The sequence below is a fragment of the Nocardia sp. NPDC052001 genome, from assembly GCF_040680615.1.
Taxonomy (GTDB): Bacteria; Actinomycetota; Actinomycetes; order Mycobacteriales; family Mycobacteriaceae; genus Nocardia.
The window spans coordinates 342,225-364,409 of the sequence record NZ_JBFAXC010000003.1 but is presented as its reverse complement, the minus strand read 5'-3'; the positions used below and the strand labels follow the sequence as shown (position 1 = coordinate 364,409).

Genomic DNA, 22,185 nt, shown 5'->3' with positions numbered 1-22,185 from the left:
TGCCCGGCGGCCTTCCCTACGCGCATCCACTCGGCCACGTGTCTTTGAGTTCTCGGGGTTAGGAGCCTGTATGTCCAACGGTCCGGCGAATGTTTCACGGGAAACAACGTCCCGGGTGCCCGGCATGCTCGATACCGGAGCTTTCGATGTAGAGGAGTTCAGCCGCACCCCGTTCGGAAATATCTCCCCCACCGATACCCCGATCGCGGCGGAAGCACAGCGCGCCAGCCAGGTTCTGCATCCCGGCAATACCGCGATTCCGCGCCCGCGCGAACAGCGCGTCATCACCATCGCGAATCAGAAAGGCGGCGTGGGTAAGACGACCACCGCCGTGAATCTGGCGGCGGCGCTGGCGGTGCAGGGGATGCGCGTGCTCGTGGTCGATCTCGATCCGCAGGGCAATGCCAGCACCGCGCTCGGCATCCCGCATCACTCCGGCATTCCGTCCAGCTACGAACTGCTCATCGGCGAGTGCACCGTCCGCGACGCCATCCAGCAGAGTCCGCACAATGAACGCCTGCTGTGCATTCCGGCCACCATCGATCTCGCCGGTGCTGAAATCGAACTCGTCTCCATGGTCGCCCGCGAGGGCCGGTTGAAGGCCGCCATCCAGGAGGCGAACCTCGCCGGATACGACATCGACTACGTCATGATCGACTGCCCGCCCTCGCTCGGCCTGCTCACGGTGAACGCGCTCGTGGCGGCCAAGGAGGTGCTGATTCCGATCCAGTGTGAGTACTACGCACTGGAGGGCGTGGGTCAGTTGCTCCGCAATATCGGTCTGGTGCAGGCGCATCTGAACCCCGAATTACATGTCTCCACCGTTGTTCTCACCATGTACGACGGCCGCACCAAGCTGGCCGACCAGGTGGCCGAGGAGGTGCGCGCGCACTTCGGTGACGCGGTGCTGCGCTCGGTCATCCCCCGCAGCGTGAAGGTTTCCGAGGCGCCGGGCTACGGCATGACCGTGCTCGATTACGATCCGGGTTCACGTGGCGCCATGAGCTATTTGGATGCGGGACGTGAGATGGCAGCCAAGGCGGCGCGCCCGGAGCCGGTGCCGACCACCGACGCCGGATCCAGTGTGTAATGACAATCGCGGCCGCGGTGCATGGTGAACAACGAAAGGGGTCCTAGACCGATGAGTCAGGCGAAGAAGGGTGGACTGGGACGTGGTCTCGCCGCGCTGATCCCTACCGGACCCGCGGTCACGCCGGGGGGCCTCGGCAGCGCCGCAGCCAATGTCGTCATCGGGTTGGATCCGATCGGCCCGCAGCCGGCTTCGGCCTTCCTGCATCGGGTTCCGGATCCGGAGGAGCCGGCGGCAGCGGTCGACGAGGTGGACGCGGGCGCGGTCTATCGGGAGATTCCGCCCGAGCAGATCGTGCCCAATCCGAAGCAGCCGCGTCAGGTTTTCGATGACGAGGCGCTCGCCGAACTCGTGCACTCGATCAAAGAGTTCGGTCTCATGCAGCCGATCGTGGTGCGTCAGATCGCGACCGTGCCGGAGCCGCAGTATCAGCTCATCATGGGTGAGCGGCGCTGGCGGGCGAGCCAGAAGGCGGAACTCGAGGCCATCCCGGCGATCGTCCGGGAGACCGCGGATGACGCGCTGCTGCGGGACGCGCTGCTGGAGAATATCCATCGCGTGCAGTTGAATCCGCTCGAAGAGGCGGCGGCCTACGAACAGCTGCTCGAGGAATTCGGTGTCACCCATGAGGAATTGGCTTCGCGAATCGGCCGTTCCCGACCGGTCGTGACGAATATGATTCGCCTGCTGAAACTTCCGATTCCGGTGCAGCGCCGGGTAGCGGCCGGCGTGCTTTCCGCCGGGCATGCCCGCGCGGTGCTCGCGCTGGAGGCGGGAGCCGAGGCGCAGGAGGAGCTCGCGAAGCGGATCGTCGCGGAGGGCATGTCGGTTCGCTCGACCGAGGAAGCCGTCAAGTTGGCGAATCGGAATCCCGATAGCGCGGTCACTCCCCCGGCGCCGAAGCGTAAGCCGATTCAGATGCCGGGTTTGCAGGATGTCGCCGAGCGACTGTCGGAGTCCTTCGACACTCGCGTCACGGTGGCGCTCGGTAAGCGCAAAGGCAAGATCACCGTCGAGTTCGGTTCCATTGACGATCTCGAGCGAATTGTCAGCCTGATGGAGCAATCCAAGCTTTGAAATCGGCCCTACTCTGGGGTCGAGGCTGAAACGTCACTGTGACGTACACGATCCCAGGCCCCGAGAGGCGTGTTGCTTTGATCGCTTATTCTTGCTGGCGAGTAGATATCGATGCGGCGTGAGTGTGGATGAATCGGACAGCTGGAGGCTGAGCAGAGCGGTGTCGACCAGCGTTACCGCATTGACCCTCGGCGGACTCGACAAACTCCCCTCGCACGCACGGCGGTGCGTGTTCTGGGAGATGGATCCGGCAGTGGCAGCGGACTCCCGCGAATTCAGTGACCCGGTCTTCGAAAAGGAGGCCTGGCTCTCGACCGTACTCCTGGAGTGGGGGTCGTGTGGGCAGGTCGCTCTGGTCGACGGACAGTCGGCCGGGGTGGCGCTGTACTCACCGCCGAGCCGGGTGCCGCGCGCCGGGCTCTTCCCCACCTCCCCCGTGAGCCCGGATGCCGTCCTGCTGACCACGCTGCGGGCCGAAAGTCCGTATCAGGACACCGATGTCGCCCAGCAGCTCATTTCGGCCGTGGTAGCCGATCTGGTGCGTCGTGGTGTGCGCGCCATCGAGGCGTTCGGAATGCGCTGGGATCCACCGGCTACCGCGATGGCGGACCGGTTCGGTTCCATGACGCTGCTGGAGCGCATCGCACCCACTCCCCCGCGTGCGTCCAAGACTCCGCCGCCGTCGGCGGGGTGCGCACCGGACACCTGCATGATCGATGCCGACTTCTTGGAGGAGGTCGGTTTCAAAGTGGTTGCCGCGCATCATCGTTTTCCGCGGCTGCGGCTGGAACTCGATAGCGACCACCTGTGGAAGGAAGACGTCGAGCGCGCGCTGGATCAGCTGCTCGCGGCGGCGGCGATGACGATGCCGAACCGGCTCGTCACCCTCTGACAGCGGCCGAAACGAACAAACCCCGCTGTGCCGAGGAGATCGGCGCGGCGGGGTTTCTCGTTGTGCCGGTGATTCCGGTGAGCTCAGATGCGATCGGCCGCGGCGAGTTCTTCCGCGAGCAGTTCGGCGAAGGTGTACGTCCCGGTCGGCTGATCGTCCTGGCCGAGCAGGTACAGCCGCTTCACCGAAATCAGGATCGCCTCGGCGATCACATCGCGCATGCGCGGATTGGTGAGCACGCTCGAGTCGTAATCGCTTGTCAGATAACCGATGTCGACCTGGACGGTCGGCATCTTGGTGAGCCGCAGCAGATCCCAGGTGCGGGCGTGCGTGCGGCAGTCCTGAAGTGAAGTGCGCGCGACGATTTCACGCTGGATGAATCCGGCCAGCACCTGCCCGATCATCGAGGTGGAGCCGTGCGAATTGCCGAAGTGGAAGCTGGCGACACCGCTGGCGGAGGTGCTCGGATTGCCCGCGCAGCGCAGCGAGATCATCAGATCGGCGTCGAAGGTGTTGGAGGTCTCGGCGCGTTCGGCGTCGGTGGGGTTCGCGCCCCAGGGCCGGGACAGGAAGGTCTCCATACCCGTTGCGGCCATGCGTCCTTCGAGGCGGCTGGCCAGATCCCAGAGGATCTCCGATTCGTAGACGTCACCGAATTCGCTGGGCACCGAGGAGCCCTTGTCGGGTCCGCCCATGCCCGGATCGATGACGATGCGCTTACCGGTCAGCTGCGGACCGGCGCGGTGTACGACTTCTTCCTCGGCGATGCGATGCGGATTGCCGCCGGTGACGCGCGCGCCCAGCAGTTCCAGCGAGCGCAGCGTGTCCGGCCCGCAGATGCCGTCCCCCGCGAGACCGATCTCGCGCTGGAAGGAGGTGAGCCCCTCATGTGTGTGCGGCCCGAAGTAGCCGTCCACCCGGCCCACGTAGAACCCCAGATCCTGTAGCCGCCGTTGCAGTGTGGCGACGTCGTCGCCGTACAGCGGTGCGGACAGCTGATAGATCAGGGTGCGTGCGCCGAGGCGGTAGGAGGCTTCCTTGAGGGCCCGGTAGGTGGCCGGGCCCACCACGCCGTCGACGAGCAGACCGCGATGCTGCTGGAAGGCGCGCACCGCGGAGTCGAGGTCGTGGTCGAAGGTGGCTTCGATGTTCTTCCAGTACTCGCCGTTGCCATTGCCGTTGGTGTCGGCAATGGGGTGTGAGTTCAGGAATCCGAGACTTGCGAGGGTGCTCCGAACCTCAGCTACGGCTGGTCCAGTATCGCCGTGACGAAGTCGGTGCATGCGTAAGAGCCCTTTCCTTCCGCCAACCCGGGTACCCACTCGTGCACAGGTTTACACACCTGTGCACGACCGGAGCGTCGGTCGATTGTCTCAGACCCGGACCAGATTTCGGCAACTGTCGAGTGCAGGCATCGTACGGCGCGTCGTTAGATAACACCCTCGAGTTCGCGCAAGAGGGCCGCTTTGCCCTTTGCGCCGACGATCCGCTTGATCTCCTTGCCCCCTTGGAACAGCACCATGGTAGGCAACGACAGAATGCCGTAGTCCTTCGAGGCCTCCGGATTGGCGTCGGCGTCGACCTTTGCGATGGTCAGGGCGTCGGCGTGGGTGGCGGCGATCTCCTCCAGCACGGGCGCGACCATCTTGCACGGACCGCACCAGGCCGCCCAGAAGTCGACCAGTACCGGCTTCTCGCTGGCCAGCACGTCCTGCGCGAACGTCTTATCGCTGACCGTGATGGTGGCGGAGGTCTTGGCGTCGGACATGGTCGCTCCTTAGTTGTTCACTTCTACCGGCTGGCCGGCGTGATCGAGAGTATTGGTAGAGATGTCGCCCTGCTCGGCGAGCCAGCGCTCGGCGTCGATGGCCGCGCGGCAGCCGGTTCCGGCGGCGGTGATGGCCTGGCGGTAGGTGTGGTCGACCAGATCGCCCGCGGCGAAGACGCCCTCGGCCGAGGTGTAGGTGGACTGCCCCTGCACCTTCACGTAGCCCTCGCCGTCCAGTTCGACCTGGCCGGTGACCAGTTCGCTGCGCGGGTCGTGGCCGATGGCCACGAACAGGCCGGTGGCGGGCAGTTCGCTGGTCTCGCCGGTGCGGGTGTCCCGGATCGTGAGGCTGGTGACGGCCGAATCCCCGTGCACCGCAGTGACTTCGGAGTTCAGCAGGAAGCGGATCTTGTCATTGGCCTTGGCGCGCTCGAGCATGATGCGGGAGGCGCGGAACTCCTCGCGGCGGTGGATGATGGTGACGCTGGAGGCGAACTTGGTGAGGAAGGTGGCCTCTTCCATGGCGGAGTCGCCGCCGCCGACCACCACGATGTCCTGGCCCTTGAAGAAGAAGCCGTCGCAGGTGGCGCAGGCGCTGACGCCGCGGCCGAGGAGATCCTGCTCACCCGGGATGTTCAGGTAGCGCGCGGCCGAGCCCATGGCCAGGATCACGGCGTAGGCCTCGAAGGTCTCACCGCCGACGGTGACCTTCTTGATCTTGCCGGAGAGGTCGAGGGCGTCCACGTCCTCGGTGCGGATGTCCGCGCCGAAGCGCTTGGCCTGCTCGCGCATCTCCTCCATGAGATCCGGGCCCATGATGCCGCCGCGGAAGCCGGGGAAGTTCTCCACCTCGGTGGTGGTCATGAGCGCACCGCCGAATTGGGTGCCTTCGAACAGCAACGGCTGCAACTCCGCTCGCGCGGCGTACACGGCAGCCGTGTATCCGGCCGGTCCGGAACCGACGATGATCAGGTCGCGAACAGCGGTAGTCAAGAGGGCCTCCGAAGGCAGATGTGAAACAGGCAGGTCGGTCAACAACAGGGTAAACGCTGTTGTTCCCGAACCCGCGTGGGCCGGGCGCGCGCGTGAGCCGCCACACTCCGGGCGAAACCGCCCGGGCGTGCGGACTACATATCCCGCTGACCAGTGCCGTTGGGGCTCAGCCGATTACCGTCGCGCGGTATCGAGCGTGCTTGTCCGATGCCGATTCAGCGCCGGCGCGGGCTCAGCCGATATCGACGCTGGTGAGCAATTGTGGATTGGCGGCGGTGCAGCCGTTGCCCAGCACCACCGCGGTGATCTGCGGGGCGCGCGGACCGGCGAGCAGCACCAGCACGGCCTGCTGGCCGCCGTAGGAGACGCTGCGGCTGCCGAGCACCCGATTGTCCAGCTGTGCGGCCGTCAGACAGTCCGATAGCGCGCTGCCGTGGGCGAGCGGGCCGCTGATGTCGTGGCGGCCCATCGCGGCCAGCGCCATGGATGGCGGGAAGTCGGCGGGCAGCTGATTGTCGGCGGGCTGGGCTGCGGCGGGCGCGGCGCTGCGGTTGTGCATGGCGTCGAAGGCCACCACCCCGCCCGCGAGCACGGCCGCCGCGGCCGCGGCGGCGCTGAGCCAGCGCTGGCGGCGGGTGAAGCGTTCATCGGGCCGCACCGAATCGGTGTCCGATTCGTACTCGTCGGCGTCGAGTTCCTCGGGGGTGAGGTCGCCGAGTTCGCGCGGGTCGAGCTGACCGGTGTCGAATACCGCGGATCCGTTCAGCATCGGCATGGGTGCGGTGGAAGGTGGTGTGGGATGGGTGGATTGGCGGGGCACGGGTAACCGGTGCACGGTGGCGATCTGCCCCGGATCGGTGATGTCGGTGGCGGCGAGGTCACCGATCATGCGCTCGAGCCGGGTGGTGATCTCGTCCGGCATGGGGTGGATGAGGTGGTCGTTGCGGCCCAGATCGCGCAGGCGCAGGTTCACCTGGTCGAGTGAGCGCAGATAGCGCATGGCCGCGGGATCGCGGCGCACTTCCGTCCACAGTTGTGCGGACAGATCCGCCGGGACGTTCCCGGCGTGCAGATCGGCGAGCAGTTCGTCGGACCAGGGCGGGCGCGGGATGGTTCCGGCGGTCGCCGTTCCCGGTGCCATTGATCCTGCGAGTACTGCGTCGTCCTCGTTCATTGCCCCTCCAGATCGGACCCGTGTGGGAAATCGCAGACCTGTCTTAGTTTTCGACGCACCGGAGTCGCGTCCGGTTCCCCGGATATCCTGCTCCGCGCGCGGCGGAATCAGGTGTTCATCGAGTGCAGATGTTGTTCGAGTCGCCGCCGCCCGCGGGCGCACCGGCTTTTGATGGTTCCGGCCGGAACACCGAGCAGCACAGCGGCTTCCGCGATCGAATAGCCTTCGAGCTCCACGGCGACCAGGGCGGTGCGCTGTTCGGCGGGTAGCGTGAACAACGCGGCATCGACCACGAGCGCTGCTTCCAGGCTCGCGAAATCGTCGCGGGGACAAAGGGGTTCGAGTACGGACTCGTCGGACAAAGGTACCGTGCGCCGGAGTTTGTTGCGACGGATGCGATCCAGGCACGCGTTCACCACGATGCGGTGCAGCCAACTACGCACCTCGGACTCGCCGCGGAAGCCGCCCGCGCAGCGATGAACGGACAGCAGCGCGTCCTGGAGTGAGTCGGCGGCGTCCTCGTGGGTGTAGGAGGTGCGCACGGCGATCTGCCAGAGATGGTCGCGGTGGCGGCGGAATAGCTCGGTGAAGGCGTGTGGCTCGCCGAGGGCGTGGGCGGCGAGCAGATCGCGATCGGTGGCCTCGCAGACCCGGTGGCGGGTGCGGACAGCCGTCGCTGTGGCCCGAGTTCGTGACTCGGTCGCTACTCCGAAATCGTGAGCTGACGACAATGCGACTCCTGAAACCAGCAGAGAGTACGCAAGATCATATCGAAGATAACGATTCGGCAGCAATGGAATGCGCGATAAAAGCGCAGCTAGCGGGCGTTTTCGGGCGAACCGGACAGCGTCTTCGATAACCGGAACGACCCGAAAATCACGAAATTATGGAGCGGCCTCGAAGCGGATCTCCCCGATGGAGGTCTGGTACTGACCACCGTTCTGCGCCAGCGCGGTGATCCACACCAGCACGTAGCGGGCGGGCTGATCGGCCTGCACCGCGATCTCGGTGGTGCCGTTGCCGAGCGTCGCCGCCCCGATCAGCTGGGTCTGGTCCAGCGTCGGCGAGGCGGTCGGCGAGGTGCGGATCTCCACCTGGGTGCCCGGGGTCGGCGAATCGATGATCACCTTGGTGAGCTTGCTGGGGCTGCCCAGCGTCGCCAGCACCCCCACCCCCTTCTTGAGGGCGGGGAACTGCTGGAAGTACGCGTCGGTCCGCCACAGCGTGCTCGGATTGTTGTCCAGCACCGCGCCGATGCTGCCGACCCCGTCGGGCGTGCCCTCGGGCGAGAACACCATGGCCCCGGTGACCGGCACCGGAACGCCCGCCGCCGCACCCGCGGTGGTCTGCGGCGAGCCCGGTGCGGGCGGGGCCAGGCTGGAGGTGGTGAGCCCGATATTGCGCTGTTCGTTGAGCGGCGCTTCCGAACTGCCGGGCGCGAATACGCTCAGCAGCCACCAGATGATGACGCCGACCACCAGTGCGGCAAGTACGCCGAGCCCGACCAGGATCCACATCATCCGCTGCGAGCGTTCCTTCTCGGCGGCGAGCAGTTCCGGATCGGCGAGGGTTTCGTCCGGTGCGGACGGCGGCCGCTGGCCCAGGCGCAGCACCGGGATGAGATCGGTCTTCTGATCCACCACGGACGCCTGTTCCAGCACGTGCTGGACGGTGGCGGCGGTGCGCACGCCCTTGTTGGATTCCAGCGAGCGCACCGCGACCGCGGAGATCTCGAAGGGCACCTCGGGCCGAATCGTCCTGGGCTCCACCGGAGTTCCGTCCGGGCCGAAATCGGCCAGGGGCAGTCCGCCGATGGTGGCGGCGGTGCCGGTGACCCCGCCGACGCGGATCGGCCAGTGCGCGGTGATGAGCGCGTACAGCATGGCCCCGAGTCCGCGCACGTCCGATTGCGCGTCCGAATCGCCGAGGGTGCCGGGGAAGGCGAGCACGGCGTCACCGGAGGCGCTGATGCGCACCCGGTCCGGATGGTCGATGGAGAGCGAACCGCCGCCGCGGTGCGCGAGTTCGGCGGCCGCCGCGAGCGCCCGGATGGCGCGTGCGGCTCCTATCGGCGACGGGACGGTGTCGGCCATCTCCTTGAGGGAGCGGCCGGGCGTCCATTCGGCGACCACGATGCCGCCGGAGGAACCGCGCACCACGTCGAGCACGCGCGCCAGGCCGGGCGAATTGATCCGCCCGAGGCGCAGCGTGCGGGACAGGATGGCCTGCGGTCCGTCGTGCCCGGAGTTCTCGGCGGCCTGCTGGTCGGCGTCGACGAAGGTGAGCGCGACCTCGCGGTCGAGTTTCACGTCCAGCGCCTGCCAGAACTTGAGCCCGCGCGCGCCGCCGTGCCCGGCGAGCAGCCGGTATCGGCCGCCCGCGACCGAGGCGCCCGGCAGCAGTTTGGGCCCGCGCTGGATGCGCTTGGTGGCCTCCACCCGCATGGGTGGCATCTGCGGCGAAATCGCCTCGTAGACACCGGTTTCGGGGCCCGCCTGGGCCTCCTCTAGGTCGTCCGGATCCGCCCGGTCGTCCCGCCCGGTGTTCCGGTGCGTGGAATCGGCCGTGCCGCCCCGCTTTTCATCCGCACGATCCGGAGTCGGGGGCGCATCCGTGGAGAGCCCACCGCCCGCGGCCGCTGCGGATTCGGCGGCCGGGACGCCGCTCGCCGCGTCGTCGCTCACCCTCGTTCCTCCTTCGCCCTGGTATGTCGGAGACCGATGCTGTTGGGCCGGACCAGGTGTCCTGCGGACACCGTCGTCCGAAGCGGCGCGAGCACCCGGATCCGCCCTGCCACCGAGGTCGGGGAGGGCGTGTCCGGAGCTTGCGCTTGCCTGCCGAACAGGGTACGGGAACTCACCCTTGCCGGTGATGTCAACCGCATCGGGTCGGATGACGGGCAGCACCATGGTCTGCGCGTCGAGATAGGGATCGAACCGGTAGTAGTACGGCGCGGCGCGCAGATCCGGCTTGGGCAGCAGTGTGGTTTCGCCGAGATCGCCGACCAGTCCGCCGTCGAGTTCGAGATCCGGTGCGGGCGCGGTGAAGCCGAGTCGCCGGGAGATGGCCACGGTGATGGCGACGATCTCCGGGATGCCCGCCAGGCGCATGAGCCCGAAGGCCACGCCGAACATGATGAGCGCGGTGAGGCCGACGCGCACCAGTGAGCCGAGTCCGCCGAACGAGTCCGAGAGCCGGTGCAGCCCGATGACCTTGTCCGCGATCAGCATGACCGCGCCACCGGCCATGGAGGCCAGGACGACTCGGGTGACGGTACGCCCGACATTGGTCATGCGCAGATCGCCGAGGCTGCGGTGCAGCAGGAATCCGCCGATGACCGCGCCGGTGACGAAGCCGAGGCCGTTGGCGACGCTGAGCGCGATGACCACGTGCCGCTCATCGAAGAACACGGGGGCCAGCGCCGAGAGCGCGATCTTCACACCGGTGATGCCGAGGATGATCCAGGTCGGCGTCCACGCCTGTTCGCGGGCATAGAACACCCGTAGATGAATCAGCACCAGTGCGTAGGGAATCAGCGTGAAGGCGGACCAGGACACGGCCTCGCCGAGTCGCGCGGCCTGCCCGAGCCCGAAATGCCCGTAGCCGAACAGGGCTTCACCGATCTGCGGTCCGGCGAAGGTCATGAAGGTGACGACCGGGACCAGCGCGATCATGGTCAATCGGGTGGCGGTGCCGAGATCGTCGACCACGGCCGGTGTGTCGTCGGCGGCGGCATTGCGGCTCAGTCGCGGCATGATCGCGGTCAGCAGCGTCACGCCGAGCACGCCGTACGGCAATTGCAGTAGCAGCCAGGCGTTTTGGTAGATGGCCGGTCCGGCCTTGTCCCAGTGCGAGGAGATGCGGGTCGCGAAGGTCCAGCCGACCTGGCTGATCAGCACGTACAGGATGATGGCCGCGCCCATGCCCGCGAACTGCTTGAGCCGGGCGTCCACGCCCCACAGTGGCCGCAGGTCGATGCCCTCGCGCCGGATGGCGGGCAGCAGGCTGACCATCTGCACCACTACGCCGAGCGTGACGCCGATGCCGAGGATGAGCAGTTTCGGCTCGCCCATGCGCACCGGGTCGAGGCTGATCTCGCCCGGTGTCATCCGGTACGCGATGAGCACGGTGAGCACCACGAGGTTGTTCAGCACCGGCGCCCAGGCACCGGGTTTGAACACCCCGTGCGTATTGAGGATGGCCATGAGCAGCGCCGAGGTGCCGTAGAACAGCACGGCGGGCAGCAGCAGGAAGGCGAGCGCGGTGGTGAGCGCGGTGCTGACCTTGCCGTCATTGGAGAGGAAGACGTGCGTGGTCAGCACCGGCGCGAGGATGAGGACTATCAGCGTGCCGGTGCCGAGCACGGTGAGCGCGGCGGTGAACAGTCGCCGCACGAAGGCGCTGCCGCCGTCCGGGTCCTCTTTCTCCGCGCGCACCAGGGTGGGCACCACGATGGCGGTGAGCACCGCGCCGAGCAGCAGCTCGGAGATCATGGTCGGGATGGTGCTGGCGACGGTGAAGGCGCTGGCGATGGCCGGGCCGAGCACGGTCAGCAGCAGCAGCTGTTTGCCGAAGCCGGTGATGCGGCTGGCGAGGGTGGCGATGGCGATGGAGCCGGAGTCGCGGACCAGGCGAGCGTTGGAGCTCTCCGGTTTCTCGGCGACGGCGACCCGTTGTTCGCGGGTGTTGGGTCCGCCGGGTGTGCGCGGCAGCGGTTGTGATTGCCGCGGTAGCGGATTCGACTGCGGGGTCGGGTAGCGCTGTCCGCCGGTCGGCGTGTTGTACGGCCCGCCCCCGGGTGGCTGAGTGGGGTCGCCGGGGCGGTGTCCCCAGTGGTAGCGGTCCTCGGGTGCGACGTGTGCGCCGCGGCCCTGCGGTGGTCCGGCGGGTCGCGGTGGCTGCGGGTTGGCCTGCGGTCCGGGTTGCGGGCGGCGCGGGGGCTGACCGGGCGGCCGCTGCATGATCGGACCGGATTCGCCGGTGCGCGGGCCGGGTCCGGGCCCGGTGGGCGGACCGGACGGTTGACCGGCTGGGCGACCGGGCATGACGGTCGGAATTCCCTGGGACGGCGGATTCCCGGTGCGCGGGCCTTGATTCGGCGGTCCGGGTCGTTGCGGGCGCTGCGGCGGGATGCCGCGTTCCCAGGGTGCGGAGGGTGCGCGGCGCGCGCCTGCCCCCTCCGGGGGAACGGGTCGCCCGCCCGGGCGGGGTGCGCCGCCGTCGGGGCGTCCCGTCGGCCGCGGTCCGTCGTAACCGTCGGGTCGGCCCGCGGGACGCGGTGCGTCATAACCGTCGGGACGGCCGGAGGCATTGCCGTCGGGACGGCCGGAGGAGCGGGGATCGTCGCCGTACTCGCTCATCACGCCTCCTTTCGTTGCTCGCGTTTGGCGCGCGAGAACCTGTTCACCCGGCGTCGGGTTTCCGGATCCAGCCCCTCGTCGGCCGGATCGGACTGGCCGCGGAAGCGGTGCCAGAGCCGGCGTCCGGCCAGCAGGAGCAGCAGCGCACCGGCACTAGCGGTAATTATCGCCAACACACGACCGTAGGCGTTGGATCGCACGGATACCGATACCGCATTGCCGAGTGGCACCCCGTCGGGTGTGGTAAGTGCGATGGGTATCACCAGGTTTCGGCTGTCCGAGACCTCGGTCGGGATCTGGAAGGACCGGGTGCCCTTGGCGGGTAATACCTGTTCGCCGATATCGGTGATGTTCGTCTCGGCGGGCGCGTCGATCCGGAATTTGATGCGGATGGCGACGGGCAGGTCGTTGCGGGCGACCAGCAGCAGCGGGCTCTGTTCGGAGGCGAGGGTGTAGACGCCGCCGGGCGGCAGCACGGTGACCGAGCGGAAGAGGTCGTCGACGGTGCGGGTGGTCTGGTCGATGCGGCGTTGCGCGAAGGTGTCGGCCTGTGCGCCGCCGGCGCGCCGATCGGACATGGTGAGCGCCCGGATCAGATCGTCGCGCAGCGGAGTGAGGAACCCGCGCGGACTGAGTTCCTGCTGCGGCACATCGGCCAGCGCGCTCATCAGTTCGGTGATGTTGTGCGCCTGCTGCCGGACCGGTTCGGCGAAGTGCCCGGGGACGGCCTCATCGGCCGCGGCGGGCAGATAGTCCAGGTCGTAGGGCTGCGGATCGACCTGTTGCGCAAGCAGATCGGTGAGCGCGCGCGGGGCGGCGAGGTTGTCGCGGTACATCAGGTCGAGCTGTCCGAGCAGGGCGGTGGCCTCATCGCGGTTGGGTCCCCACTGCTGCGGCGGCATGAGCAGCAGTGAGCGCGGGCGGCCGGGTTGCGGGTTGAGCGCGGTCCAGGTGATGGCGCCGAGCGCGTCCTGCAGCCGGGCGGCGCGGGAGTCGTTGGTGACGTCGTAGCGGACCCGGTCCGGGGTGTACGGCGGGGTCGGCGGGTGCGAGCCGACCGCGGCCAGGGCGGTGGCGGACCAGATGTCGAAGGTGGCGGCGTGCAATTCGGGTGCGCCGGGCGCCGGATCGCCGCCGCCGGGCGCGGGCAGTGTGAGTCCGTCCAGTCGCACCAGGTCGGGGCTCACCGAATCCGCCGGGGCGGCCGGGCTTTTGGCGCTGGAGATATTGGAGCGGCCGTCGGCGGGTGTCACGGCGTTGTCGGCGAGTAGGGCGGTGCTGTAGCCGTGGTGGGCGAGCAGTTGCGCGCCCTCGGTGTCGATGCTGCCGGCGTCGGGCAGCGCCACCCCGCGCACGGATTTCACCGCGAGCAGCTGGTCGACCAGGTCGGCGGGGGCGTTGAGCGCCCGATCGGAGAGCGTGATGTCGCCGGTGGCGGCGAGGGCGCCGGGATCGACCTGTGCGAACGGCAGCGCGACCACGCACATGCTCGGTGCCAGGGTGCGCAGCCGGTCCAGCCAGGCTTTGGCGGCGTGATCGCCGGTGCCCGCGCGGGTGCTGCCGTCCGGATCGGACGGGCTGGCCAGGACGCGATAGCCGTCCTTCATATCGGAGACGGTGATCAGCAGGTCCGGGTCGACGGCCAGGCACAGCGAGGTGTTCAGGCTCTTATCGCGCGGGGTATCGGGTTTGAGCGTGGTCTCCAGCGCTGACAGCAGTTGGTCCAGGCGTCCGCCGGAGGTGAGCGAGGCGGCCAGATCGTCATCGGTGAGCAGCGCCTCGCCGTCGGCGGAGCCGGGCTTACCGGCGACCAGCCGCGGCCGGTCGGCGAGCGGCCAGAGCATGGTGGTGGCGACGGGCCCGCCGTCCGGAGCGGCCGGAACCGCCGGTGGCGCGGGATGTTTCGGATCGGCGGCCGCGGCGGGGATGCCGAGTACCGGCAGCAGGAAGCGGGCGTCGTCGAGCCGGGCCTGCCCGCCGTACGCGGGTTGCCCGTTCACATTCAGCAGCAGCGGGTAGATGCCGGGTGCGGTGATGTCGAGAGTGGATATGCCGCTGGGCAGTTCGGTCGCCGAGTGCAGAGCGACGGTGAGGCTGAACTGCTTTCGCTGGCCGGGCGTCAATTGGTCTGCGACATCCTGGAATTCGCCGGTGACGTCGTAGCTGCCCTGATCCAGGCGCAGCGCGGAGCGCAGCCCGCTGGGGCTGGTCACGGGTGTGGCGCGCTGGATGCGCACGCTGACATCGTCGACCTGGCGGTCGCCGATATTGGTGACCGTCCCCGACACCACGAAGTACGGGTCGCTGGTGGCGGTGATCGCCGTCGGCGTCACCGAATCCAGCGACAGTTTCAGGAATTTCGGCCCCGTGGACGTATTGCTGCCGGTGGGTTCGGCCGCCGCCGGATGCGCGGTGAGCACAACCGGTACCCCGGTGAGCACAGCCAGCACCACCGCGACGAGCGACAGGATCCAGCGGTGCAGCGCCCCCGCGGTGTGTTGCCCAGGACGCCCAGACCCCGCACGCGTCATTGTCTGCCGTTCTCCATCCGGTCGATCAGCCGGTTCGCGACCTCGGCCAGCCTGCGTTCGTCAGCGTAGGCGAGCCGGGAATCGAGCTCGCTCAAGGGAACCCAGGCCACCTTGGTGACTTCGACGTCGGCGTCGGAGAGTTCGCCGTCGAGGAAGCGCATCAGATAGTGGTGCACGGTTTTGTGTACCCGCCGGCCCTCGGTGACGAACCAGTAGTCGATGCTGCCGAGTTCGGCGACCACGCTGCCGTTGATGCCGGTTTCCTCGGCGACCTCGCGGATGGCGGTCTGCTCGGCGGTCTCGCCCTCTTCTATATGTCCCTTGGGTAGCGACCAGAGCAGTCTGCCGCGGCGGTCGGTGCGCCCGATCAGTGCGGCGCAGCGCTTCTCCCGGGGCCCGTCGAGGCCGTCGACCACGAGTCCACCGGCGGAAGTCTCCCGCACCGTGCGCATGCGAGGTTTCGCCGCATTACCGGCCGAACTACGGCGCCGGGGCTGGCGGCGTCGACTGTTCGCGCGATCGGCCGGAGACACCGCGTCAGTCTATAGGGCGCAAATGCTCGGACAGTCGCACCGCAGCGGTGCCGTCCCGACGGCGTGGTGACCGTGATCCGGCGCGCGCTCGGCGGATGTCCGTGGTAATGGATTTGCGGGCTCCACTAAGCTCGGATTTCGTGGTTTCGCAGAAGTCCGAGGAAGCAAACGTGGATCGCCGAACCCGATTGCTGGCCTCGGCGGCGATCACGGTGGGCCGGTTGTCCGATGTCCTGACCCCGCTCGGGGAATTGTTCGCCCAGCACGGGCATGAGCTGTATCTGGTGGGCGGCACGGTGCGTGACGCCGTGCTGGGCCGGTTGGGCACCGATCTGGATTTCACCACCGACGCGCGGCCCGAGGCGGTGCAGGAGCTCATGCGCGGGTGGGCCGATCATCTGTGGGATACCGGCGGGCTGGCCTTCGGGACGGTGAGCGCGTCCAAGGCCGGGCAGCAGTTGGAGATCACCACCTTCCGCGCCGATTCCTACGATCGCGTATCGCGCAATCCGGAGGTCACCTTCGGCGACACCCTGGAAGCGGATCTGGTGCGCCGCGATTTCCGGGTGAACGCCATGGCGGTGCGCATCGGTGAACTGGGTGAACTCGAGTTCGTCGATCCCCTGAACGGGATGGAGGACCTGCTCGAGGGCGTGCTGGATACCCCTGCGCTGCCGCGGGATTCGTTCAATGACGATCCGCTGCGGATGCTGCGCGGTGCGCGGTTCGTATCGCAGCTGGGTTTCCGGCTCGCGCCGCGGGTGCGCGAGGCGATTGTGGAGATGGCCCCGGAGATCGACCGCATCACCGCGGAGCGGGTGCACGCGGAGCTGGACAAGCTGATCGGCGGCGAGCATCCCACCGAGGGCATCGACATCATGGTCGAGACCGGGCTGGCCGAGCGGGTGCTGCCCGAGGTTCCGGCCATGAAGCTGGAGATCGACGAACATCACCAGCACAAGGACGTCTACGAGCATTCGCTGACGGTGCTGCGCCAGGCCATCGATCAGGAGGAGGGCGATCCGGATCTGGTGCTGCGCTGGGCCGCCCTGCTGCATGACATCGGCAAGCCGCCCACCAAGAAGAATGAGCCCGGCGGCGGTGTGAGCTTCCATCACCACGAGGTGGTGGGCGCGAAAATGGTGCGAAAGCGTATGCGCGCCTTGAAATACCCCAAACAGTTCACCGAGGACGTGGCGCGCCTGGTCTACCTGCACTTGCGCTTCCACGGCTACGGCAAGGGCCAGTGGACCGATTCCGCGGTCCGCCGCTACGTCACCGACGGCGGCGAACTCCTCCCCCGCCTGCACAAATTGGTCCGCGCCGACTGCACCACCCGCAATAAGCGCCGCGCCGCCCTGCTCCGCTCCACCTACGACGACCTCGAAGTCCGCATCGAGAAACTCGCCGAACAGGAGGACCTGGCCCGCGTCCGCCCCGACCTGGACGGCAACGCCATCATGGAACTCCTCGACATCAAACCCGGCCCCGACGTAGGCAAAGCCTGGAAGTTCCTCAAAGAACTCCGCCTCGACCGCGGCCCCCTCCCCCGCGAGGAAGCCGAAGCCGCCCTCCTCGAATGGTGGCAAACCGCCAAGAGCTAGAAGACGATCAGTGTCGTTCCGGCGACGATCGCCGAGCGGATCTGCGCCAGGTCGAAGGATCCGGCCAGCCCGGGCAGGTCGGCGGTGAACCGCACGTGGTCCCCGAGCCGCTCGGTGCGACTGATCCGCGCCTGATTCGGCAGATCCACCAGCGGAATCGGCTTCAGCGTCGTAAGTCGTTTCGGCGCACGCACTTTCCGCCAGTGCGCACTGTGCACGGTGATGGTGAGCAGATTGTCGGTGATATCGGCATCGACCAGCGCCCTGATCCGTTTTCGTTTGTGCCGTGCCAGCGCGAGCCCGTCCGCGGCGGGTTCCAGCTCCCAGTCCGGTTGCCAGCTGTTGACCCAATCCAGCAGCGCCGCACGCGATATCACCCCGGTGATATCGAGTTGCGCGGCCCGCAGCTTGGTCGGCACCCCCGGCACCAGCCGCACCCCGTGCGCGATGACCGTCAGTTCCTCGATCGGATGCTCATCCCAATACATCTCGGTGAGCACGGTTTTGGTCTGGAAATGCGCTCCCCGCCGCCGCACCTTGAGCGTGTGCAGGTTGGCCCGCACATCGTGGCCGAGGAAGGTGGCGCTCACCTCCTGCCCGCCGAATCGGCTGAGTATCCCCTCGGACAGCAGCGTCATGAGCACATCGGGCATGAGCGCGGTGACGGTGCCGACCCCGAGGTCGGCGACGGGATCGAGCCAGGCGGTGGTGAAGCTGGTCCACTGGTCGACCCAGGTCTGGTCGAACAGGCGTTTCCCCAGGTCGAGCCCCATGTCCACCGCCCGCAGGGGTGACCAGGCCCTGGGATCGAAATACGTGGCCATGATTGTTTCGAGCGTACTGGCCGGTGCCGACATCGGACATGGTGTGCCCAACAGGTGAACCGCGCGCGGTTATGACCTGAGTCACGAACATTCCGGCGGGCATGTTGTCCATGGCGTCGCCCGCGACCACAATCGGTGGCATGACCGTGGACCTGAACAGCGACCTGGGCGAGGGTTTCGGCGCGTACGGCATGGGTGATGACGCCGCCATGCTGGACGTGGTCACCAGCGCGAACATCGCCTGCGGGTACCACGCGGGCGACCCGTCGATCATGCGCCGCACCTGCGCGATGGCTGTCGAGCGGGGTGTACGCATCGGCGCGCATATCGGCTACCGCGATCTCGCCGGTTTCGGCCGCCGCGCCATGGCGGTGTCACCCGCCGAGATCCGCGACGAAACCCTGCATCAGCTCGGCAGTCTCGATGCGTTCGCCCGCGCCGCCGGGGACCGCGTCCGCTATGTGAAACCGCATGGCGCGCTCTATCACGCGGCCGCCGCCGACTCGGCGCTCGCGTCCGCGATCGTCACGGCCATGCGCGAATTCGATTCCACCCTCGCACTGCTCGGCCCGGCGGGGACGGAGATGGAGACCGCCGCGAACGCCGCCGGAATCCCTTTCCTCGGTGAGGGTTTCGCCGATCGCGCCTACACCGCCGACGGCCTGCTGGCCCCGCGCGGTACCCCGGGCGCGGTCTTGTCGCCGGATAATGCGCTGGCCCAGGCTCTTTCGATCGCCCGCGAAGGCAAGGCGATCACCGTCGACGGCGGCACGGTCGCGATCTCAGCGGCGAGCATCTGCGTGCACGGCGATTCCCCCGCCGCGGTGGAAATGGCCGTCCGTATCCGCGCGGCTTTGGCCGATGCGGCAATTCCCGTCCGCCCCTTCACCTGATGCTCGCGGACTCTCGTCGCCGACCTGTCCGCGGTGCGCGTTTTCGCCCGCTGCGCGCCGAATCGCGCGATATTTCATATGCGGCGTATGAATTCCCGCGCGGCGGCCCGATGATCGTGGTCCGCGCACGGGGTGGTGATCGGGCCGCGGCATTCGGCGGTGGCGGTCGCCGGTGGGACAACTTCGAGTAGTGAGCGAGGGTCCGATGCGGAGCGAGATACGTACGGCGGGAGATGCTGCGCTGCTGGTGATTCCGGCGGCGCGAGCGCTGGTGGCCGATCTGGTCGTGGCATTGCGGCCCCGGCCCGAGGGGGTGGTGGATGTGCTGCCCGCAGCCGAAACAGTACTGGTCACCCTGTCGGAATCTCTTGCCGCCGAACCGGTCCGCGCGCGCCTGAACGCACTGCTCGCTCGACTGGAAGCGGATGCGCGGGTGGGCGCGGGTGCTCCGGTAACACCCGGCGGGCGATCCCTGCCCGATGCGCCCCCGGAGGGTTCGGCGGCCGACCCGGAGCCGATCCGCATCCCGGTGCGGTATGACGGCGCGGACCTACCCGAGGTGGCCCGCCTGCTCGGACTGACCCGGGACGAGGTGATCGCGCAGCACACGTCCACCGTATGGCGTTGCGCCTTTGTCGGTTTCGCGCCCGGTTTCGGATATCTGGAATCCGCGGACGGCCGTCTCACGGTGCCGCGCCGCCCGGAGTCGCGTACCGCGATCCCGCCGGGCGCGGTGGCGCTGGCGGGCGGCTATTCCGCCGTCTATCCGCGCCGCAGTCCGGGTGGCTGGCAGTTGATCGGCAGTACCGACGCACCGCTGTGGGATGTGGATCGTGATCCGCCCGCCCTGATTCGCGCCGCGGCCGCCGTTCAATTCGTCGATGTGGAAGCGGGTCTGGCGTGATCCGGGTCGAGCGGGTGGGCCCGCTGGCCACGATTCAGGATCTGGGCCGTCCCGGCTGGTTCGATTCCGGTGTGGGTATCGCGGGGGCGGCGGATCGCGCCTCGTTGCGGCTGGCCAATCGCCTGGTGGGAAATCCGGAGGGCGCGGCCGGTATCGAGGTGCTGCTGGGCGGGCTGGAGTTGCTGGCCGATCGGCATCTGACGGTTGCCGTGACCGGAGCGGCCGCGCCCGCGTCGGTGGACGGCCGCCCGATGGGTGCGGCCAGTGTGCTGGAAATCGAAGCGGGCCAACGACTTCGCCTGGGTTTCGCAATGACCGGTTTGCGCAGTTACGTAGCGGTGCGGGGTGGCATCGATGTGCCCGCGGTACTCGGATCACGCAGTCGCGACACACTGTCGGGTCTCGGCCCGGACCCGTTGCGGGCGGGCGATGTCCTGCCGGTCGGCCCACCGCCGCGGCTGTATCCGATCGTGGATGTGGCTCCGGTCTTGCCGCCGGCGTCGGGCCTGCTCACCGTTCATGTGATTCCGGGTCCGCGCGATGACTGGTTCTCGTCCGTCACAGCGCTTTTCGCGGGCGACTGGACGGTCTCGTCGGCGACCGATCGCATCGGTGCGCGCCTGGATCGGCGCAGCGGTCCCGCTCTGGAACGCCGTGTCTCCAGCGAATTGCCCACGGAGGGAATGGCACTGGGCTCGATTCAGGTCCCGCCGAGCGGTCAGCCGGTGGTGTTCCTCGCCGATCATCCGATCACCGGCGGTTATCCGGTGATCGGTGTGGTGGCCGATGCCGAGGTGGATCTGGTCGCGCAGGCGCGGCCGGGTCAGCGCATTCGATTCCGGCCCTGCCTGACGTGATTCCGGCTGTGCCGCACGCATTTCCGATGGTCGCGGGCGGATCCGTGCTCAGTCTTCGCGATTCAGCGTGGCGTGCATGAGATACACGTTGTAGCTGTTCCACGCGGACATGGTGAAGTACAGGTCCTTCGCCGTCGACCACGGATGGATGAACCCGCCGTACGCGGTCGGATAGTCGTCGGTGTCCAGCAGTGCGACGGGTTCGGTCCAGGTGCCCTGCGGTTCGGCGGCGGTGCGCAGCACGATCTGATGCCGTTGCAGATCGAGGTACACCATCTGCCACTGTCCGCTGTCCTGGTCGTAGCGCACGGACAGTTCGCTGGCGGTGCCGGAAACCAGTGGGGTGGCGAGCAATTCGTTGGCCCCGTCGGCGGCGGTCCAGCCGCCGTTGATCCAGTACTGGTAGGCGGATTTGTTCAGCACCTGTGCGCGCGGTACCCGGGCCAGCCCGATGACGCCCATGCGCCCGTTGGGTGTGCCGAACATGTAGACGTACTCGCCCTGCGGTGCCATGGTGGCGACCTGGAAGCGACCGAGTCCGAACAGGTTGTCCCAGCGTGCCCATTGGGATTTGGTCCAGGTGCGACCATTGTCGTCGGACCAGGCGAGTCCGCCCTGGTTGGTCCACCACATGCCCGGGATCCGGCTCCAGCGGTTGACCGACATATAGCTCAGATACTGCCGGTCGCCGATGGCGAATCCGGAGGTCGGGATGGTGGTGATCTCGAAGTTCCGGATCTTGCGGCTGTCCAGGATTTCGGCGGCGTGGCAGCGGGTGTCCTGGACGAAGTCGTCCAGCACCAGCCCTTCGGAGAGGTCTCGATTGCTGCTGTAGGCGATGGTGTTGCTGCGCCAGTCCTGGTCGCCGGTGCCCGCGCCAATGGGTTCCCAGCCTTTGCCGAAGGTGTCGCCGAAGACGACGGCGACCTGTCCGGGCTTGTTCTCCCACATCAGGCCGAGGTCGGTGCCGTCGACGCCCCAGCGGATATCGGTGCGGTTGACCGACCCGTGCCCGGTGATCTGGTTGACCAGGTCCACCGAGTCGACCCGGGGCAGTGCGACCGGTGCCGCGGCGGGTGCGGCGGCGGGCGGTTGGACGGCCGGTTCGGGCATGGGTTGCGGTTCGGGTGGTTCACCGCCGGGGACCGGGATGGGGATGGGTTCGGTCTCGGGCGTGATCTCGATGCGCGGCAGTTTCGGCAGCGAGCCGGAGCCGGAGCCGCCGGGCGCGGTGGTGGTGGGGGCGGGCGCGTCGGTGGTCGGATCGCTTTCCGCCGGAGTGCCTTCCGGCGGTGTGGTGACCGGCGGCGGCTTGGGATTGTCGCGAATGTCCGGGCAGGGCGCGGCGCACGGATCCTCGGGCAGCGCCTGGGGTTCGATGCGGGTGTTGTCCGGCGGCGGTCCCGGAATCGGCACCTGGGTGATCTCGGGAACCGGTATCTGGATGCGAATAGTCGGATCCGGCTGCGGCGGAGCGGGTTCGGGTGCGGTCTGGCGTCTGAGCGGATCGAATCCCGTTTCCCCGCAACTGTTCACCGGCGGCGGCTGCCATTGCGGCAGCGCCCCGGCGGGTGCGGCGGGCAACAGGATCGCGCCGACCGTCAGTACGCCTGACAGGATCAGGGCATCGGTCGTGCGGAATCCCATGCGGCGCGGGTCTCCTCGTCCGGGTTGCGCGAGATCGA

The 22,185-nt window shown here is 68.0% G+C and carries 17 protein-coding genes; 7 read left to right on the top strand and 10 right to left on the bottom strand.

Annotation, left to right across the window (positions count from 1 at the left end):
* Positions 1-70 precede the first annotated feature (70 nt).
* From AB0L82_RS17060 to AB0L82_RS17050, 3 genes are all read left to right on the top strand, one after another.
* Positions 71-1,090 (top strand): ParA family protein, encoded by a 1,020-nt coding sequence (locus tag AB0L82_RS17060; protein WP_364636811.1) that lies wholly within the window; start codon positions 71-73, stop codon positions 1,088-1,090.
* 51 nt (positions 1,091-1,141) lie between these two features.
* Complete coding sequence (locus tag AB0L82_RS17055) at positions 1,142-2,167, top strand: ParB/RepB/Spo0J family partition protein (RefSeq protein WP_364637942.1); 1,026 nt, start codon at positions 1,142-1,144, stop codon at positions 2,165-2,167.
* Positions 2,168-2,327: 160 nt separating this feature from the next.
* Positions 2,328-3,059, top strand: a complete 732-nt coding sequence (locus AB0L82_RS17050; RefSeq protein ID WP_364637940.1) for a GNAT family N-acetyltransferase — start codon at positions 2,328-2,330, stop codon at positions 3,057-3,059.
* 83 nt (positions 3,060-3,142) lie between these two features.
* Here AB0L82_RS17050 and AB0L82_RS17045 read toward each other — a convergent pair whose 3' ends face one another.
* The 8 genes from AB0L82_RS17045 to AB0L82_RS17010 form a co-directional block, all read right to left on the bottom strand.
* Positions 3,143-4,342: an N-acetylmuramoyl-L-alanine amidase gene (locus AB0L82_RS17045; RefSeq protein ID WP_364636809.1), complete on the bottom strand. Its 1,200-nt coding sequence runs from the start codon at positions 4,340-4,342 to the stop codon at positions 3,143-3,145.
* A gap of 146 nt (positions 4,343-4,488) precedes the next feature.
* Positions 4,489-4,827, bottom strand: coding sequence for a thioredoxin (gene trxA / locus AB0L82_RS17040; RefSeq protein ID WP_364636807.1), 339 nt, complete (start codon positions 4,825-4,827; stop codon positions 4,489-4,491).
* Positions 4,828-4,836: 9 nt separating this feature from the next.
* Entirely contained in the window at positions 4,837-5,820 is a 984-nt protein-coding gene (gene trxB, locus AB0L82_RS17035; RefSeq protein ID WP_364636805.1) for a thioredoxin-disulfide reductase, read from the bottom strand.
* A gap of 232 nt (positions 5,821-6,052) precedes the next feature.
* Positions 6,053-6,994 (bottom strand): hypothetical protein, encoded by a 942-nt coding sequence (locus tag AB0L82_RS17030; protein ID WP_364636803.1) that lies wholly within the window; start codon positions 6,992-6,994, stop codon positions 6,053-6,055.
* A gap of 107 nt (positions 6,995-7,101) precedes the next feature.
* Positions 7,102-7,725 carry an RNA polymerase sigma factor SigM gene (gene sigM, locus AB0L82_RS17025; protein ID WP_364636801.1) on the bottom strand — a complete coding sequence of 208 codons (624 nt, stop codon included), beginning with the start codon at positions 7,723-7,725 and terminating at the stop codon, positions 7,102-7,104.
* Between the two features lie 153 nt (positions 7,726-7,878).
* Positions 7,879-12,354, bottom strand: a complete 4,476-nt coding sequence (locus AB0L82_RS17020) for a murein biosynthesis integral membrane protein MurJ (RefSeq protein ID WP_364636799.1) — start codon at positions 12,352-12,354, stop codon at positions 7,879-7,881.
* The gene (locus AB0L82_RS17015) at positions 12,354-14,885 is read right to left on the bottom strand and encodes a DUF6049 family protein (RefSeq protein ID WP_364636797.1); all 2,532 of its coding nucleotides are present in this window, start codon (positions 14,883-14,885) and stop codon (positions 12,354-12,356) included. Before AB0L82_RS17015 ends, AB0L82_RS17020 begins: the two co-directional genes overlap by 1 nt.
* Positions 14,882-15,418 (bottom strand): NUDIX hydrolase, encoded by a 537-nt coding sequence (locus tag AB0L82_RS17010; protein WP_364636795.1) that lies wholly within the window; start codon positions 15,416-15,418, stop codon positions 14,882-14,884. Before AB0L82_RS17010 ends, AB0L82_RS17015 begins: the two co-directional genes overlap by 4 nt.
* Positions 15,419-15,525: 107 nt before the next feature.
* On the opposite strand from AB0L82_RS17010, the gene AB0L82_RS17005 reads away from it, so the two are divergent.
* Positions 15,526-17,022, top strand: a complete 1,497-nt coding sequence (locus AB0L82_RS17005; protein ID WP_364636793.1) for a CCA tRNA nucleotidyltransferase — start codon at positions 15,526-15,528, stop codon at positions 17,020-17,022.
* Here the strand turns inward: AB0L82_RS17005 and AB0L82_RS17000 are convergent.
* A complete protein-coding gene (locus AB0L82_RS17000) occupies positions 17,019-17,846 on the bottom strand; it encodes a hypothetical protein (RefSeq protein ID WP_364636791.1) in 828 nt (275 codons plus the stop codon). The two genes, AB0L82_RS17005 and AB0L82_RS17000, sit on opposite strands and share 4 nt — an antisense overlap.
* 140 nt (positions 17,847-17,986) lie before the next feature.
* Here AB0L82_RS17000 and AB0L82_RS16995 point away from each other — a divergent pair, with 140 nt between their 5' ends.
* The 3 genes from AB0L82_RS16995 (at position 17,987) to AB0L82_RS16985 (ending at position 20,500) form a co-directional block, all read left to right on the top strand.
* A complete protein-coding gene (locus AB0L82_RS16995) occupies positions 17,987-18,739 on the top strand; it encodes a 5-oxoprolinase subunit PxpA (RefSeq protein ID WP_364636789.1) in 753 nt (250 codons plus the stop codon).
* 205 nt (positions 18,740-18,944) lie between these two features.
* Positions 18,945-19,643: an allophanate hydrolase subunit 1 gene (locus AB0L82_RS16990; protein WP_364636787.1), complete on the top strand. Its 699-nt coding sequence runs from the start codon at positions 18,945-18,947 to the stop codon at positions 19,641-19,643.
* A complete protein-coding gene (locus AB0L82_RS16985) occupies positions 19,640-20,500 on the top strand; it encodes a biotin-dependent carboxyltransferase family protein (RefSeq protein ID WP_364636785.1) in 861 nt (286 codons plus the stop codon). Before AB0L82_RS16990 ends, AB0L82_RS16985 begins: the two co-directional genes overlap by 4 nt.
* A gap of 48 nt (positions 20,501-20,548) precedes the next feature.
* On the opposite strand, the gene AB0L82_RS16980 is transcribed toward AB0L82_RS16985, so the two are convergent.
* Complete coding sequence (locus AB0L82_RS16980) at positions 20,549-22,147, bottom strand: DUF4185 domain-containing protein (RefSeq protein ID WP_364636783.1); 1,599 nt, start codon at positions 22,145-22,147, stop codon at positions 20,549-20,551.
* Between the last annotated feature and the right edge of the window lie 38 nt (positions 22,148-22,185).